The following is a 14,789-nucleotide window of genomic DNA, read 5'->3' on the forward strand; positions in this document are numbered from 1 at the left end:
TGAAGGGAACTCCATGGTCAGATCGACGCCTCTACCCGCTCAAGTCAAATGCCTGTCGCGCCATCTCAGGCCGAGGCGCTCCTCCCGCGGAGCGGGTTCGTGCAGGGGGCGCAAAGCAGTCATTCGTGATCGTCGGGTTTTGACCCCAAAGTAGCCCTTCGGCAGCAGCCGCGATCGGACCATAAACCACGCCATGTGAGGAATGGCCCAAGCGACGTGGTGAGTTGATCGCTGCTGGCGCCGGCACTGCACGCTCGCATTCGAGCTAGGACTAGAATACGCTCGCCGCCCGGAGCTTCGACCTATGGAAGAGGCAGGACACAAGCATGGAGCGACGCCTCACCGCAATCCTTGCTGCCGACGTCGTCGGCTACAGCCGCCTCATGGGAGCCGACGAGGTTGGCACGCTCGCACAGCTGAAGAGGCTTCGCGCCGAAGTGATCGAGCCCAAGATCACAGAGTCTCACGGACGCATCGTCGGTTCCGCTGGCGACAGCCTTCTTGTCGAATTCGCCAGCGCAGTCCACGCGGTGCAGTGTGCGGTCGAAGCCCAGGAGGGATTGGCCGCTCACAATGCAAGTTTGCCGGAAGACAAGCGCATGACTTTCCGCATGGGCGTGAATTTGGGCGACGTGATTGCAGAGGACGATACGATCTACGGTGATGGCGTGAACATCGCCGCGCGGCTCGAGAAGCTTGCAGAACCTGGCGGCGTCTGCGTCGCGAGCAACGTCTACGAGCAGGTCAAAGGCAAACTAGACTATGCCTACACCGACCTCGGTAGCCATCAGTTCCACAACATCGTGGAGGCGGTGCGCGCCTACCGGGTCAGTCGAGCAAAACCCACTTCGGCATTCTCGACAAGGGGTACGCTGACGCTTCCCGAAAAACCGTCAATCGCGGTCTTGCCATTCGACAACATAAGTGGCGACCCCGAGCAGGGCTACTTCGCTGACGGCATGGTGGAGGAGATCATCACCGCGCTGTCCCGGACGCGCTGGCTGTTCGTCATCGCGCGCAACTCGAGCTTTACCTACAAGGGCCGGGCAGTGGACATTAAGCAGGTCGGACGCGAGCTTGGTGTGCGCTACGTGCTTGAAGGGAGCGTGCGCAAGGCGGCGAGCAGGGTGCGCATCACCGGGCAGCTTATCGATGCGGCAACGGGTGCACATCTATGGGCCGACCGTTTCGACGGCGGGCTGGAGGACGTTTTTGACCTGCAGGAGGAAGTGACCCGGAGCGTCGTCGGAGCGATCGCTCCGAAGCTGGAACAGGCAGAGATCGAGCGGGCCAAGCGCAAGCCGACCGAGCACCTTGACGCTTACGACTATTATCTGCGCGGGATAGCAAGCCTCCACCAGTTGACCAGGGAATCCAACGCAAACGCCCTTCAGTTGTTTTACAAAGCCATCGAGCTCGACCCTGAATTCGCCTCGGCATACGGCATGGCCGCGTGGTGTGCCGTCATGCGCAAGGCGAACGGCTGGATGGCCGATCGTGAGCAGGAAACCGTCGAGACAGAACGCCTGGCTCTGAAGGCAGTGGATTTGGGCAGGGATGACGCGGTTGCGCTCTCACTCGGCGGGCACGCGCTCGCCTTCGTCGTGGGCGACAACAATAGCGGGGCAGCGTTCATTGATCGCGCGCTCGCGCTCAATCCGAACCTGGCTACTGCGTGGCTATTCAGCGGCTGGGTCAGAATCGACCTCGGCGATACGGAAACCTCACTCCAGCACCTGGCGACTGCGATACGCATGAGCCCGGTCGACCCGCTCATGTTCGATATGCAGAATGCTGTTGCAGTGGCTCATCTCTTCGCTGGTCGATTTGAGGAGGCATCATCTTGGGCTGAAAGGTCGTTGCGGGAAAAGCCGGACTTTTTGGGGTCGTTGCGCTATGCGGCTGCAAGCTATGCTCACGCCGGCCGAACCGAGGACGCGCAAAAGGTGGTGAGCCGAATTGTCGCCCTCGATCCTGGCCAACGAATTTCCAATCTCGCCGACGTCGTTTCAGCCGTCCCAGCCCATATGGCTCTGCTTGCAGAAGGTTTGCGAAAGGCGGGGCTGCCGGAATAGCGCTGCCAGGCTGGCGCATCGATCGCGAGTTGGGAACGCGCTGCAGAGCCGCACGAATGCGCCGTGGTCGTCGACGTCGGCCGATGCGAGATAGCCGACGGCGACGAGGTAGGCCGGCAAAGCCACCTCGTCGACATCGATCGACAGTGGGATCAGGCCTTTATCCCTCAGTTCGCGCGAACGCCGCATCCGTTCGGCCGGGCTCACTCCTCGCGACCCTCCGGCCAGCCCTTTGCGACATAGCGTCGGACATCGGAACGAAAGGCGGATCCGCGAATTCTACTGCCGCCCGTAATCGGCCAGCGGCGTTGGCGTTCACCGGGCCTGCCTCGAACAGCGGGGCAACTGCTAAGAAATCACCTGTCAAACCACGCAGGAGGCAGCTGATGGAATATTTTTGCGGACTGGATGTTGCGGTGGACGAAACCGCGGTGTGCGTCGTCGACGAACATGGCGAGGTGCATCTGACGGTCAAAGTGGAGACCGATCCGGATGCGTTGGCCGTGGTGTTGAAGCCGTTCGTGGCGCGGCTGCGGCGTGTCGGCCATGAAGCCGGATCACTATCGCCCTGGCTGCATCCCGAGCTTCTGAAACGCGGCCTTCCAGCGATCTGCCTGGAGACACAGCACGTCCGCGCCGCGATGTCGGCGCAGCGCAACAAGACGGATGCCGCCGATGCGCTCGGCATCGCCCACATCATGCGCACCGGCTGGTTTCGTCAGGCCCACATCAAGACGCAGGATTGCTATCGCATGCGACTTTTGCTGACCCACCGGCGAAACCTGAAGCGCAAGTTCCTCGATCTTGAGAACGCCATCCGGCACTCGCTGAAGGCGTTCGGCATCAAGCTCGGCGGCACGTCGCGTGGCGCTTTCGACCAGGCGGTGCGCGCGGCCGTCGAGGCTGATCCGCTGTCAGCCGAGTTGATGGACGCCATGTTGTCGGCGCGCGCCGTGCTGTGGCGGGAATATTGCCGGCTGCACGATCTGGTGGTGAAGATCGTCGCGCGCAGCGAGCTGTGCCGGCGCTTCATGGCGATCCCCGGCGTCGGCCCGGTGACGGCGCTCTCCTTCATGACGGCGATCGACGATCCGTCGCGCTTCCGCCGCTCGCGTGACGTCGCCGCCTACTTCGGGCTGACCTCGCGGCGATGGCAATCCGGAACATCGATCGACGTCCAGGGACGCATCTCGAAGGCTGGCGACGCGGACGTGCGGCGCGCGCTCTACGAGGCGGCGTCGGCGCTGATGACGCGCTTCCGCGGCACGGACAAGGTCAAAAGCTGGGGTCACGAGATCGCCAAGCGCTCCTGCCATCGCAAGGCGTGCGTGGCGGTGGCGCGCAAGCTGGCGGTGATCATGCACGCCATGTGGAGCGACGGAACGTTCTACGTCGGCGATCCGGCGGCGAGCCGCAGCGACGCTGCCCAGCGCGCTCATCTCAAGGACCGCAAGCTGCTCGGAGCCCATCGATGAGCAGGGGATCGTCAGTTGAAACGCAGGGCGTCAGCGACGTGAACGACGCCAGCTGAACACGGAGATCCGCCTTGGCGGATGAGGACCGATGCAGACCAGGAACGACGGAACGCACGTTATCTTGCCTGCGGCCGCGCCGATCGACAGACGGCCGGACCGCGCTCGATTGCCTGTGACGATGCTCCGTCAGTCCGATGGAAAAGTGCGCCACGACGGTTCGAGCGCTGCTTTCGCGCAGCCGAAACACCCCGTCGCAGAGCGCGGAAGACTGCTCGGCGCATCGGAACTCGACGCCAAAGCGTGGAAGCGTAGCGTAGAGAATAGATTCGTATATTATCGTAGATGGAAGGAGAAACGACGATGGATACAAAGTCTCGCCAAGCACGACCGATTAAGACTGCTAGATAATTGGAATCGTCGCCCATGAGGCTAGCGACCCTCCACCTTGAAACTGCGAGATACGGCGACGCATATCGCGCCGCAAGGCTCGCGCTGCTGCGGCAGCAAGTTGTGCGGCACATCAAGCGCACGGACGTTTCGGCACAGAAAGTCGAACAAGCGCTGGCCACGTTGGCCGAAGCAAACGCGCCCATGGATCGGCTCGCGCGGCATCAATAGGGCCGAGCGAAATGCGGCGCCTTTTTCTTCCGCCGAAAACTCGATTTCTAACGCTTTTGCACAACCGTGAAGCCCAGCGGTCGGCGCCCGTGATGCCTCGGAGATTGTTACCCTCGCCCCCCTAATGAGCCCCTCGCGCGCGGAGGCAGCGCCCGACATCTGGGAACGAACCGCTCCGCCATGAGTTTCCAACCCATGATGAACACACCCCACGGACAAGGAATGGCGGCCGATATTTTGACGTCGGAAGTTGCCAATGCCAGGGAGCGCATCCACCGCACCGAGCTCGCGCTTCAACGCACAGAAGAAATGCTGGCCGAGAATATCGCGCTGCGCGGCCGGATACGAACCGCGGTCGAGGCCGTGGTGAAGATCGATCCCCCAGCAATCGCGCGGGTTGAACCAGGCCGCCTCCGCCTGGTCATCGCTTCCGCGTCCTCAGCGCGCCGCCGCAGTGAGGGCAGGTTTCGAGGTATTCCTTAGCCTTGCCGGTGCGTCGCTTGATCTCATCGGCAACAGCGGTTTTTGATGTCAGCCCCTTCGTGAGCCGGACATGATCCAAAACCGCTTCAAACTCGTCTTCCGGGATGCTGGCATAGGGCATGCAGCGGTAGACATAGGCGCGCGAAACGCCCATGACGCGCGCCGCCTCGGCGATGGAAAACTCCGCCTCGCCGCTGTTGCACATCGCAACGTAGTCATCGAGCGTGAAGTTCGGTCGATCGGAGTGAGAGTGTTCCCCCGGGGGAACAGTCGGAGCGCAACATGCTCGCCTCCGCATGGGCACGATGTGCGGCGGGTAAGCCGCGTGCTCGCACTTCAACCCGCGTCGCATCAAAAGCACGGCACGTTGCCGTCGGCCTGCTCCTGACCGGACCTATGCGGAGAAAGAACCTTCCATGCCCAGAATTCCTTGGGGAAACGCCCTCGCCTGGCTGCTTTCCGCGTTCTTCCTAATTGGCGCCTACAGCCAGGCGCTGGCGTGACGTTTGGCTTGGTAAGTTTTGCGCTCGCAACCTACGCAAATTGGGCGTACCGTTGGCATATCGTCGACTGCTAATACATGAGCCGGCGACTGAGAGCGCAAGACTCCCGCAGCGGACTGGGCGCGCTAGAATCCACAACTACTCGTCGCGCTCACCAGACCATCTGCCTCCGCCGAAACCGCTTTTGCTCGGTTCCGGCCAGTATTGCCTTTTGCAAATCGGAAGGGGAGTGTTCGGATGCAGATCATGCAAACCCGCCGCCGATTCCTGGCCGGCGCTGCAATGGTAGGCGCTGCCGGTATCGTCGGACTTCCGGAGTCACTACACGCGGAACCGCCGTTGGAAACGACCACGGTTCGTCTGCCGCGGAGGGTTGGTGGTTCCTACTGCTGGGCAGGCGCGTACATCGCTGGTGAACTGATGCGCGCAGATGGCTTCACCGACATTCGCTACGTAGAAGCCGACAAAACCGTCGACCAATCGGAATGGATCGCACGCGGTGAGACCGATTTCTCTGTGAACTTTCCGCCGAATCAGATCGCGTCGATCGACGCCGGCGTGCCGATCAAGGTGCTAACCGGGTTGCACTCGGGATGCCTCGAACTGATCGCCAAGGAGAGCATCCGCAGCGTCACGGATCTGCGGGGCAAGAGGGTGGGCGTGGATGGTTTCAACAACTCGCGACACAAGTGGCTGACCCTCATGTCCGCGTATGTCGGGCTCGATCCCGTGAACGATATCCAGTGGGTCCTGACTGAAGACGTCAAGCCGACGGAACTCTTCATCCAGGGAAAGATCGACGCATTCCTCGGCACGCCGCCCCAGCCGCAGGAGCTGCGCGCCAAGAAGATCGGCCACACCATCCTCAACAATGCCGTCGACCGCCCATGGTCACAGTATTTCTGCTGCATGATCTCCGCCACCACGGACTACGTGAACAGGTACCCGGTGGCGACCAAGCGGGTCTTGCGATCCATCCTCAAGGCCGCCGACCTATGCGTGTCGGATCCGCAACGGGTGGCGCAGCAGATGGTCGATCGCGATTTCGTCCCGTCGTACGACTACGCGCTCCAAACGCTCAAGGATATCCGGTACGACCGCTGGCGGGAATTCGATCCTGAAGACTCCCTGCGGTTCTACACACTGCGCATGCAGGAGACGGGCATGATCAAATCGAGCCCGCAACAGATCATCGCCAACGGAACGGACTGGCGCTTGCTCGACGAGTTGAAGCGTGAGCTGAAAACCTGATCCCATTTGTCTCAAGGGGAGACGTGGAGATGCAAATCATCCAGAGCCGCCGGCGCTTCCTGGCCGGCCTTTCGGCAGCCGGCGCCGCGAGCCTCGTTGGGGTCCGCCAATCGCTCTCCGCAGAGCCACCGCCGGAAACGACGCGGATCCGGCTCGTCCGGATTCCCAGCATCTGTCAGGCCCCCCAGTATGTAGCTGAAGAACTGCTGCGCAGCGAAGGGTTCACCGAGGTCACTTACCTCCAAAAGGAGGGGACCGCAGATATCGAGACGGCCCTCGCATCCGGTGAAGCCGACCTCAATAACCATTTCGCCGCCCCGCTCCTTCTCCGCCTGGAGGCGGGGGATCCCATCGTCATCCTGGCAGGACTCCACGTCGGCTGCTTTGAGCTGTTCGGGACCGATCGCGTTCAAACGATCCGCGACCTCAAGGGGAAGACCGTGGCAGTGCCGGCGCTAGATTCCAGCCGATACGTATTTCTCGCCGCTATGACGGCGTATGTGGGCCTGGACCTCCGTAAGGACGTACACGTCGTCACGCATCCGGGACGCGAGTCCATTCGGCTCCTAAGTGAGGGGAAGATCGATGCCTACCTAGGCTTTCCCCCCGAACCGCAGGAGATGCGGGAGCAGCAGATCGGCCATGTGGTGATTAGCAGCACGGTGCACCGGCCCTGGTCGCAATACTTCTGCTGCATGCTGGCTGGGAACCGGGAGTTCGTCCGCACAAATCCGGTGGCCACCAAACGCGCCCTCCGCGCCATCTTGAAAGCGGCGGATTTCTGCGCCAGCGAGCCCGAGCAGTCCGCGCAGTTCCTGGTAGATCAAGGCTATACCAAGCGCTACGACCATGCCCTCCAGGTCATGAAGGAGCTCCCCTACGGTCAGTGGCGTGAGTATAGCGCTGAGGACACCCTGCGCTTCTACGCCTTGCGCCTCCACGAGGTCGGGATGCTCAAGAGCACCCCCCAAAAGCTCTTGGCCCAAGGTACCGACTGGCGTTTCTTCAACGAACTGAAGAAGGAGTTGAAGACCTGACTAGGCAGCCAGCCCCGTGCCATTTTCAACGCGAGGGAGAACCCCATGCAAATCATCCAGAACCGCCGCCACTTCATGGCCGGTGCGGCGGCAGCAGGCGCTGCAGGTCTCATCGGCGCAACGACTGACGCTTGGGCCGAGGCACCCCCTGAAACGACCTCCGTCCGCTTGCCGCGGTGGATCGATGGTGCCTACTGCTGGGCAGGGATGTACCTGGCCGGAGAGCTCCTCAAAGCGGAGGGCTTCACCGACGTCCGCTACGTGCAGGGCGACGAGAAAGTCGATCAGGCGGTGTGGATTGCACGCGGCGACACGGATTTCAGCATGAATTACGCGCCGGTCCATGTCGCGTCGATCGACGCCGGCGTGCCAATCAGGGTGCTTGGCGGTCTGCACTCCGGGTGCCTCGAGCTGATCGCCAACGACAGCATCCAAGGCATCCCGGACCTCAAGGGCAAGCGGGTGGGCATGCACGACATCGATGCGCCGTCACGCGTGCTGGTCGCCCTGATGGCCGCCTATATCGGACTGGACCCCGTCAACGACATCGAATGGGTCCAGGAAAGCAAGCCGGTGGAAGCCTTCGCCGACGGGAAGTTCGATGCATATCTCTTCACGCCGCCGGAGACGCAGCAACTGCGCGCCAAGAAAATCGGCCACACGATCCTCAACACGACCCTCGACCGCCCTTGGTCGCAGTACTTCTGCTGCATGACTTCGGCCGCTACGGACTACGTGAACAGATACCCGGTGGCGACCAAGCGCGTGCTAAGGGCCATCGTCAAGGGCGCCGACCTATGCATTTCGGATCCCGCATGGAGTGCAGCGCAGATGGTCGATCGAGGTTTCGTCCCCAGCTACGAAATCGCGCTGCAAACGCTGAGCGACACGCGGTACGACGTCTGGCGGGACTACGATGCCGAAGCCTCGATGCGCTTCTACGCGCTGCGCATGCACGAGACGGGCATGATCAAGTCGAGCCCTCAGCAGATCATCGCCGATGGAACGGACTGGCGCTTCATCGAGGAGCTGAAGCGTGAGTTGAAGATGTGAACGGCACGCATTTCTCTTTCGATGGGAGGGGAGAACCCCATGAAGATCATCCAGAACCGGCGCACTTTTCTAGCAGGCCTGTCGGCGGCAGGCAGCGCTGGGCTGTTCAAGGTTCAGCCATCCATTGCCGAAGGGGAGCCACCACCGGAGACAACGACCATTCGCCTCGGAAAGCCTTCGGCTGCTTGCCTCGCGCCGCTGGCCATCGCCGAGGGATTTCTTCACGAGGAAGGGTTCAGCGAGGTTCGGTATCTGCCGCAGCCGATGACCGGGGCGGCGATGCTGACTGACGGCGACGTCGATTTCGACATGCAGTCCTGGTCCGACTTCTTGCCCCTGGTGGACGCGGGGCAGCCGGTGACGGTGCTCGGCGGAGTGCAGGTGGGATGCCTGGAGCTGCGTGCAAATGACAGCATCCGGAGTATCGCGGATTTGCGCGGCAAGAAGGTGGGCATCAACAACTACGGCGTGACCGACCATATGCTGGTGAGCATCATGGCCGCATATGTCGGACTCAAACCCGCCTCCGACATCGTCTGGGTCGTCAATCCGTCAGTCAGCCAGGTCGAGCTCTTCAAGGCCGGAAAAGTCGATGCCTTCATCGGCTTTCCGCCGGAACCCGGGCAGCCATGCGCGCGCAACGTCGGGCACCTCATCGTCAACATCGCCCATGACCGCCCGTGGTCCAATTACTTCTGTTGCATGGCGGTCACCAATACCAACTTCATGCGGAAGAACCCGGTGGCGACGAAGCGCGCGCTGCGTGCTATCCTCAGGGCCGCCGATGTCTGTCACCGGGAGCCTGAAACGGTTGCGGACCGGATGGCCGCCCTCGGTCTATCGCGAGAATGCGTGCTGATGACCATGAAGGACACTCGCTACGACCTCTGGCGCGAGTACGATCCCGAGGACTCCGTCCGTTTCTTCGCGCTTCGGCTCAACGAACTGGGCATGCTCAAGAAGACCCCTAAAGAGGTCATCTCCGGGTTCACCGACTGGCACTACTTCGAGGAACTCAAGCGCGAGTTGAAGACGTGACGGGCTGGCCGGCATGCGCATTGGCACTGGCACTTCTTGCTCCTTGGCCGGCACACGCGCATGACGCGCCGCACGACCAGCGCCTGCCGACGATTGGACCGGCGCCCGACTTTACCCTGGTATCGCAGGATGGCGGACCTGTGTCGCTGCACGACTTTCGTGGCAAGGTGGTCGCCGTTGCATTCATCTATACGTACTGTACCGACGTCTGCCCGATGCTGACCGCTCATATGGCCATCGTGCAGGAGAAGCTGGGCTCGACGTTCGGATCGAAAATCGTCTTCGTTTCGATCACTGTCGACCCGGAGCGCGATACGCCCGATGTCTTGAAGGAATATGCGCAGAATTTTGGCGCCGACCTGAAGGGCTGGTCGTTTCTTACCGGTGATCCGGCGGTCGTCCATGAGGTGGGACGGAAATACGGGGTCATCGCGAAGAAGGCGGCGAACGGAGATGTCGACCATACCTTGTTGACGTCGCTCGTAGACCCCAATGGCATCTTGCGAGTACAGTATCTTGGCGTCCGGTTCGACTTGGAGGAGTTCCGGGATGACCTTGTCAGCCTCTTGGACGAATCCAAATAGCATAACGAACCGGCTCGTTGGTTGGGTTGCCCGGCTGCCGGCGCGCGTCCAGACCAAGCTCTTGGTCGCGTTCCTGTCGATCGTCGGCCTGTTGATCGTGCTCGGGGCCGTTGGGTTGCAGGTGCTGAGTGGGGTCAATGATCAAACAAACGAGCTGATCAAGCTGCAGCGACGGATCGCAGCCTATCGCCAGGTCCAGCACGACACCACGAACCAGCTCTACAGCATCTCGACCGCACTTCTGCTTCAGGACGAGCGGATGCTGGATGCAGCGCTGCGCCAGCTCAACCAGTTTGGCTACGACCTCGACCGCATGGAGTTCGTCGCCGAAACCGAAGCGGAGGTGCTGGGCGAGGTCCGGCAGGAATACGAACGGCTCGCAGCCGGCGTGACGCACGTTGTGGAGCTTTTCCGCGCCGGTCGCACGGAGGAGGCGCGCAAGATCCAGCTCGATGAGATCATTCCGTCGGCTGACCGCCTCGAGCGGCTGACGAACCAGCTGGTCAACATGGCCGAAGCCGACATGGTGGCGGCGATCGAAACGACCGAGGGGGCGTACGGCACTTCTCGACTGATCGTGGTCTCTTTTGCTGTGGGCAGCATCCTGCTGGCACTGGGGCTTGGCTACATCATCTCCTGGTCGCTGATCGAACCGGTCAAAAAGATCGAGACGCGTCTCAGCCAGATAGCGGCCGGCGACTTCGCCCAACAGGTCGCCGTCGCCAATCGGGACGAACTGGGAGCGCTTGCGGACAATGTCAACCAGACATCCGAGCAGCTAGGGAGACTGTATCAAGAGGTGCAGGCGCGCACGGCCGAGCTTGCTCGGTCGGTCGGCGAACTGGAGGCGCTTGGTGAGGTGAGCAAGGCGGTCAATTCGACGCTGGATCTCGACACCGTGCTGAAAACGATCGTCGCCAAAGCGGTCCAGTTGTCGGAGACGGATGCTGGCACCATCTACGTGTTCAGCAGCACGCGGCAGCAATTCCGTCCGCGCGCAAACTTCGGTATGAGCGATGAGCTTATCGCCGCAGTCTCACACCAGACGATCGGGCTGGCCGACATGGGGATCGGCGACGCACCCGGGCGCTGCATGCCGGTGCAGTTTCCCGACCTCAGCGAGGAGACCTCATCCTTCCTTGTAAGAAAGACGATCGTCGAAGCCGGATATCGCGGTATCCTGATCGTTCCGCTGCTGAGGCCCAACAAGATCGTCGGTGCACTGGTCGTCAGGCGCCACAAGCCAGGTGCCTTCCATGAGCAAGTTGTCCACCTGCTGGAGACCTTCGCAGCCCAATCGGTGCTCGCGATCCAGAATGCCAAGCTGTTCCGCGAGATCGAGGAGAAAGGCCGGGAGCTGGAGGCAGCTAGCCGCCACAAGTCCCAGTTCCTGGCGAATATGAGCCACGAGCTCAGGACACCGCTCAATTCGGTCTTGGGCTTCACAGAACTGCTGGTCGACGGCATCTACGGCGAACTCCCGGACAAGGCAAAGACGACCGTCGCGCGCGTGCAGGCAAACGGCCGTCACCTCCTCGGGCTCATCAATGACGTACTCGACCTTTCCAAGATCGAAGCCGGCCAGCTCACGCTGGCGATCGAGAACTACTCCGTCGCGCAGATTGTTCGATCGACCGTTACGGCTGTCGAGCCGCTGGCACGAGCGAAGGGTCTTGAGCTTTCAACGACTGTTGCCGAGAACCTTCCAATCGGCCGCGGGGACGAACGCCGTTTGACGCAGGTCCTGCTCAATCTTGCAGGCAATGCCGTCAAGTTCACCGAAACGGGTGCTGTCGACATTCTTGCCGATGCGGTCGACGGGCACTTCGAGATCACCGTCCGAGACACCGGTCCCGGCATCGCGTCCAAGGACCAGGCTCTCATCTTCGAAGAATTCCAGCAGGTCGACAACAGCAGCACCAGGCAGAAGGGTGGCACAGGTCTTGGCCTGGCGATCTCGAAGCGCATCGTCGAAATGCATGGCGGAACCATAGACGTCGAGTCCGTGCTCGGGTCAGGGTCGACATTCCGTCTGAAGGTACCAATCCGGGTGAATGAGGACGTGAGGGCCGCATGAGCAAACGAATCCTGATGGTGGAAGACACCGAGGACAACCGCCAGATCATCCGCGATCTCATTGCCACCACCGAATACGAACTGATCGAGGCGGCGGACGGCGCCGCCGGCATCGCTGCAGCCGCAGCGCACAGGCCGGACCTGATCCTTATGGACATTCAGCTCCCGGTGATCGACGGGTATGAAGCGGCCCGCCGCATCAAGGCCGACCCGGCGCTCCGGCACATTCCGATTATCGCCGTCACTTCCTACGCGTTGTCGGGCGACGAGGCGAAAGCCCTTGCTGCCGGGTGCGATGGTTACATTGCCAAGCCATTCAGTCCGCGCCAGTTGCTTTCCGAGATTCGCGGGTTCCTTTCTTGAGGGAGGCAGCGCCTTGCACGATCCGCCTTGCATTCTCGCGGTCGACGATACTCCGGAAAACCTCGAGATTCTGCGCATGCGCCTCGAGGCGAACGGCTACGAAGTTGCAACCGCCGCCGATGGTGAGGAGGGGCTTGCGAAAGCCCGCGAACTCACGCCGGATCTGATCCTGCTCGACATCATGATGCCGAAGCTCGACGGTATCAGTGTGGTACGCATGCTCAAGCAGGACAGCTCCCTGCAGGCGATTCCGGTTATCCTCGTCACCGCGAAGGCCGACACGCGCGATGTGGTCGAGGGGCTGGACGCCGGGGGCGACGACTATCTGACAAAGCCCTTCGAGCACCAGGCGCTGTTGGCGCGGGTGCGCTCGATGCTGCGCCAGAAGGCGCTTCACGACACTGTCGCGAGCCAGGCCAAGCGCCTTGAGGACCAAGCCGCGCAACTTTCCGGCTGGAACCGCTCGCTCGAGCAAACCGTGGCCGACCAGGTGACGGAGCTCGAGCGAATGGCGCGGCTCAGGCGGTTCCTGCCCGAACAGGTCGCCGACCTCATCGTTGCGGCGGGCAATGGAGATGCGCTCTTGCAGAGCCACCGTCGCGAGGTGACCGTTGTCTTTTGCGATTTGCGCGGCTTTACGGCCTTCGCAGAGACCGCCGAACCCGAAGAAGTCATGACAGTTCTTGCCGAGTATCATTCCTGTCTTGGTGAACAAATCGTCCGCCACGAGGGAACTCTCGAGCGGTTCGTGGGCGACGGTATCGTCGTGGTTTTCAACGATCCACTGCTATGCGCCGACCACAGCGAGAGAGCCGTCTCGATGGCTGCCGCGATGCGCGACGCGATTGACGAGCATTCAGAGCGATGGCGCAAGCGGGACTATTTGCTGGGCTTCGGGATCGGCATTGCCAGGGGTCACGCAACCATCGGGCGCATCGGTTTTGATCAGCGCTCGGACTATGCCGTCATCGGCACTGTGTCGAACCATGCCGCCCGATTGTGCGAGGAGGCCAAATCCCGCCAGATTCTTGTTAGCCAACGGGTCCTCGGCGCTGTCGAGTCGATGGTCGAATCCGTTCTTGTTGGCGAACTGACGCTGAAGGGTTTTCGCCGCCCGATGCCTGCCTATGAAATCGTGCGGTGGATCGGTCGGCCAAGCTAGCGTTAGACGCACTCCGGTCTCTTTCGGACGATATCGTTCCGCGAGTAACAACCGTGGCAAGGAGCCCGGTGACGCACCCGAGTTGGCGGATTATATCAGCCGACTGCCGTTCCCACCTCCGATGACGTGGTCGCGAAAGCGAACCGTTCCTTATGGGGCTTCGTAGAGTTCCAGCGGCAATCCATCTGGGTCGCTGAAAAAGGTAAACCGTTGGTTTGTATATGGGTCGATCCGGACTGGCTCAACGGCAACGCCGGCGGCTTCCAGGCGCATAATTACGGGATCAAGATTCGCCACGGCAAATGCCAGATGTCTCAGGCCTGTCGCCTCTGGGTGGGACGGCCGCATCACTGGTGCAGGGAAGGAGAACAATTCCAGCTGGGCGGACCCGATCCGCAGATCGGCCTTCCATGACTGCCGCTCCTCCCGATAGACCTCCCGGATCAGATCGAGGCCGAGGAGTTCGACGTAGAACCGTCGCGACCGGTCGTAGTCGGTGCAGATGAGCGCGACGTGGTGAATGGCGTTCAGCATGCCACGAACTCTAGCCAATCCGGGATTTGAGGCCAAGGTCACCATCGGGTACGCGGCACTTTGTTGATGTCGCCGTTCGCGAGGGTCGCCTCGTCCATACGGATTTTCATCTGCGCCCAATGGCGCCATGATGTTGCCGCCAGAGCGCAACCAAATCCGCATTTCGGCTGGCCTCGGCAGCTATCAACGCCGATCTTGCCAAAAGCTGTCGGGCGGAAATGTCCATGTTAACCGCCGGCCGAAGGTGAACGTACGGCATTTCCAGGATTGGCGAGGGGATCGGCGGACGGCGACTATGCGGCGCAGTGCCGACGTCCAGATGGCGAACCGCCGGACCGGCCGAGAAATCCCGGCGGCGCGCTTGAGATCACCTGCGCGCGGCTCTACTAGTCCGAAAACCTCACGCTCACGCCGCGCTGCCGAAAATAAGCCTGCATCAACTTGCGGCCCGAGCGGTTGTTCTGCGCCAACTTGGTCGGATCGAACACCGCCTGTTTTATCCCTTCTCGTCTCAGCGCCGCCTTAAGCGTCGCGATA

Annotated in this window: 13 protein-coding genes; 11 read left to right on the forward strand and 2 right to left on the reverse strand. The window is 61.6% G+C overall.

The genetic code is table 11. From position 1 onward, the window contains the following. Positions 1-326: 326 nt before the first annotated feature. Positions 327-2,075, forward strand: coding sequence for an adenylate/guanylate cyclase domain-containing protein (locus tag ACFFNA_RS22740; protein WP_378921801.1), 1,749 nt, complete (start codon positions 327-329; stop codon positions 2,073-2,075). Here ACFFNA_RS22740 and ACFFNA_RS22745 read toward each other — a convergent pair. Beyond that, positions 2,010-2,282, reverse strand: coding sequence for a hypothetical protein (locus tag ACFFNA_RS22745; RefSeq protein WP_146606007.1), 273 nt, complete (start codon positions 2,280-2,282; stop codon positions 2,010-2,012). The two genes, ACFFNA_RS22740 and ACFFNA_RS22745, sit on opposite strands and share 66 nt — an antisense overlap. A 179-nt stretch (positions 2,283-2,461) precedes the next feature. Between ACFFNA_RS22745 and ACFFNA_RS22750 the strand changes: the two genes are divergently transcribed. The 10 genes from ACFFNA_RS22750 to ACFFNA_RS22795 all read left to right on the forward strand — a co-directional run bounded on the left by ACFFNA_RS22750 (position 2,462) and on the right by ACFFNA_RS22795 (position 13,718). Further along, positions 2,462-3,550 (forward strand): IS110 family RNA-guided transposase, encoded by a 1,089-nt coding sequence (locus tag ACFFNA_RS22750; RefSeq protein ID WP_378921804.1) that lies wholly within the window; start codon positions 2,462-2,464, stop codon positions 3,548-3,550. An 840-nt stretch (positions 3,551-4,390) separates the two neighbouring features. Beyond that, positions 4,391-4,651 (forward strand): hypothetical protein, encoded by a 261-nt coding sequence (locus tag ACFFNA_RS22755; protein ID WP_378921806.1) that lies wholly within the window; start codon positions 4,391-4,393, stop codon positions 4,649-4,651. 740 nt (positions 4,652-5,391) lie between these two features. Beyond that, complete coding sequence (locus ACFFNA_RS22760; protein WP_378921808.1) at positions 5,392-6,405, forward strand: ABC transporter substrate-binding protein; 1,014 nt, start codon at positions 5,392-5,394, stop codon at positions 6,403-6,405. 29 nt (positions 6,406-6,434) lie between these two features. Next, entirely contained in the window at positions 6,435-7,442 is a 1,008-nt protein-coding gene (locus ACFFNA_RS22765) for an ABC transporter substrate-binding protein (RefSeq protein ID WP_378921810.1), read from the forward strand. 45 nt (positions 7,443-7,487) lie between these two features. Further along, positions 7,488-8,495 (forward strand): ABC transporter substrate-binding protein, encoded by a 1,008-nt coding sequence (locus tag ACFFNA_RS22770; protein WP_378921812.1) that lies wholly within the window; start codon positions 7,488-7,490, stop codon positions 8,493-8,495. A gap of 39 nt (positions 8,496-8,534) precedes the next feature. Beyond that, positions 8,535-9,533 (forward strand): ABC transporter substrate-binding protein, encoded by a 999-nt coding sequence (locus ACFFNA_RS22775; RefSeq protein ID WP_378921816.1) that lies wholly within the window; start codon positions 8,535-8,537, stop codon positions 9,531-9,533. Beyond that, the gene (locus tag ACFFNA_RS22780) at positions 9,530-10,117 is read left to right on the forward strand and encodes an SCO family protein (protein ID WP_378921818.1); all 588 of its coding nucleotides are present in this window, start codon (positions 9,530-9,532) and stop codon (positions 10,115-10,117) included. The genes ACFFNA_RS22775 and ACFFNA_RS22780 overlap by 4 nt, the downstream gene beginning before the upstream one ends. After that, complete coding sequence (locus tag ACFFNA_RS22785) at positions 10,083-12,194, forward strand: ATP-binding protein (protein ID WP_378921820.1); 2,112 nt, start codon at positions 10,083-10,085, stop codon at positions 12,192-12,194. The genes ACFFNA_RS22780 and ACFFNA_RS22785 overlap by 35 nt, the downstream gene beginning before the upstream one ends. A gap of 14 nt (positions 12,195-12,208) precedes the next feature. Then, complete coding sequence (locus ACFFNA_RS22790) at positions 12,209-12,556, forward strand: response regulator (protein WP_378921822.1); 348 nt, start codon at positions 12,209-12,211, stop codon at positions 12,554-12,556. 13 nt (positions 12,557-12,569) lie between these two features. Beyond that, positions 12,570-13,718, forward strand: a complete 1,149-nt coding sequence (locus ACFFNA_RS22795) for a response regulator (protein WP_111542735.1) — start codon at positions 12,570-12,572, stop codon at positions 13,716-13,718. A gap of 150 nt (positions 13,719-13,868) precedes the next feature. Here ACFFNA_RS22795 and gloA2 read toward each other — a convergent pair whose 3' ends face one another. After that, on the reverse strand, positions 13,869-14,252 hold the full coding sequence (gene gloA2, locus ACFFNA_RS22800) for an SMU1112c/YaeR family gloxylase I-like metalloprotein (RefSeq protein WP_111542734.1): 384 nt from the start codon (positions 14,250-14,252) through the stop codon (positions 13,869-13,871). Positions 14,253-14,789: the final 537 nt, after the last annotated feature.

This window comes from Mesorhizobium kowhaii, assembly GCF_042431665.1.
Classification (GTDB): Bacteria; Pseudomonadota; Alphaproteobacteria; order Rhizobiales; family Rhizobiaceae; genus Mesorhizobium; species Mesorhizobium kowhaii.

Bases quoted from the DNA above. Each gene is read 5' to 3' on its own strand.
- ACFFNA_RS22740 (WP_378921801.1), top strand. From the start codon at position 327: ATGGAGCGACGCCTCACCGCAATCCTTGCTGCCGACGTCGTCGGCTAC.
- ACFFNA_RS22750 (WP_378921804.1), top strand. From the start codon at position 2,462: ATGGAATATTTTTGCGGACTGGATGTTGCGGTGGACGAAACCGCGGTG.
- ACFFNA_RS22755 (WP_378921806.1), top strand. From the start codon at position 4,391: ATGGCGGCCGATATTTTGACGTCGGAAGTTGCCAATGCCAGGGAGCGC.
- ACFFNA_RS22760 (WP_378921808.1), top strand. From the start codon at position 5,392: ATGCAGATCATGCAAACCCGCCGCCGATTCCTGGCCGGCGCTGCAATG.
- ACFFNA_RS22765 (WP_378921810.1), top strand. From the start codon at position 6,435: ATGCAAATCATCCAGAGCCGCCGGCGCTTCCTGGCCGGCCTTTCGGCA.
- ACFFNA_RS22770 (WP_378921812.1), top strand. From the start codon at position 7,488: ATGCAAATCATCCAGAACCGCCGCCACTTCATGGCCGGTGCGGCGGCA.
- ACFFNA_RS22775 (WP_378921816.1), top strand. From the start codon at position 8,535: ATGAAGATCATCCAGAACCGGCGCACTTTTCTAGCAGGCCTGTCGGCG.
- ACFFNA_RS22785 (WP_378921820.1), top strand. From the start codon at position 10,083: ATGACCTTGTCAGCCTCTTGGACGAATCCAAATAGCATAACGAACCGG.
- ACFFNA_RS22790 (WP_378921822.1), top strand. From the start codon at position 12,209: ATGGTGGAAGACACCGAGGACAACCGCCAGATCATCCGCGATCTCATT.
- gloA2 (WP_111542734.1), bottom strand. From the start codon at position 14,252: ATGCTGAACGCCATTCACCACGTCGCGCTCATCTGCACCGACTACGAC.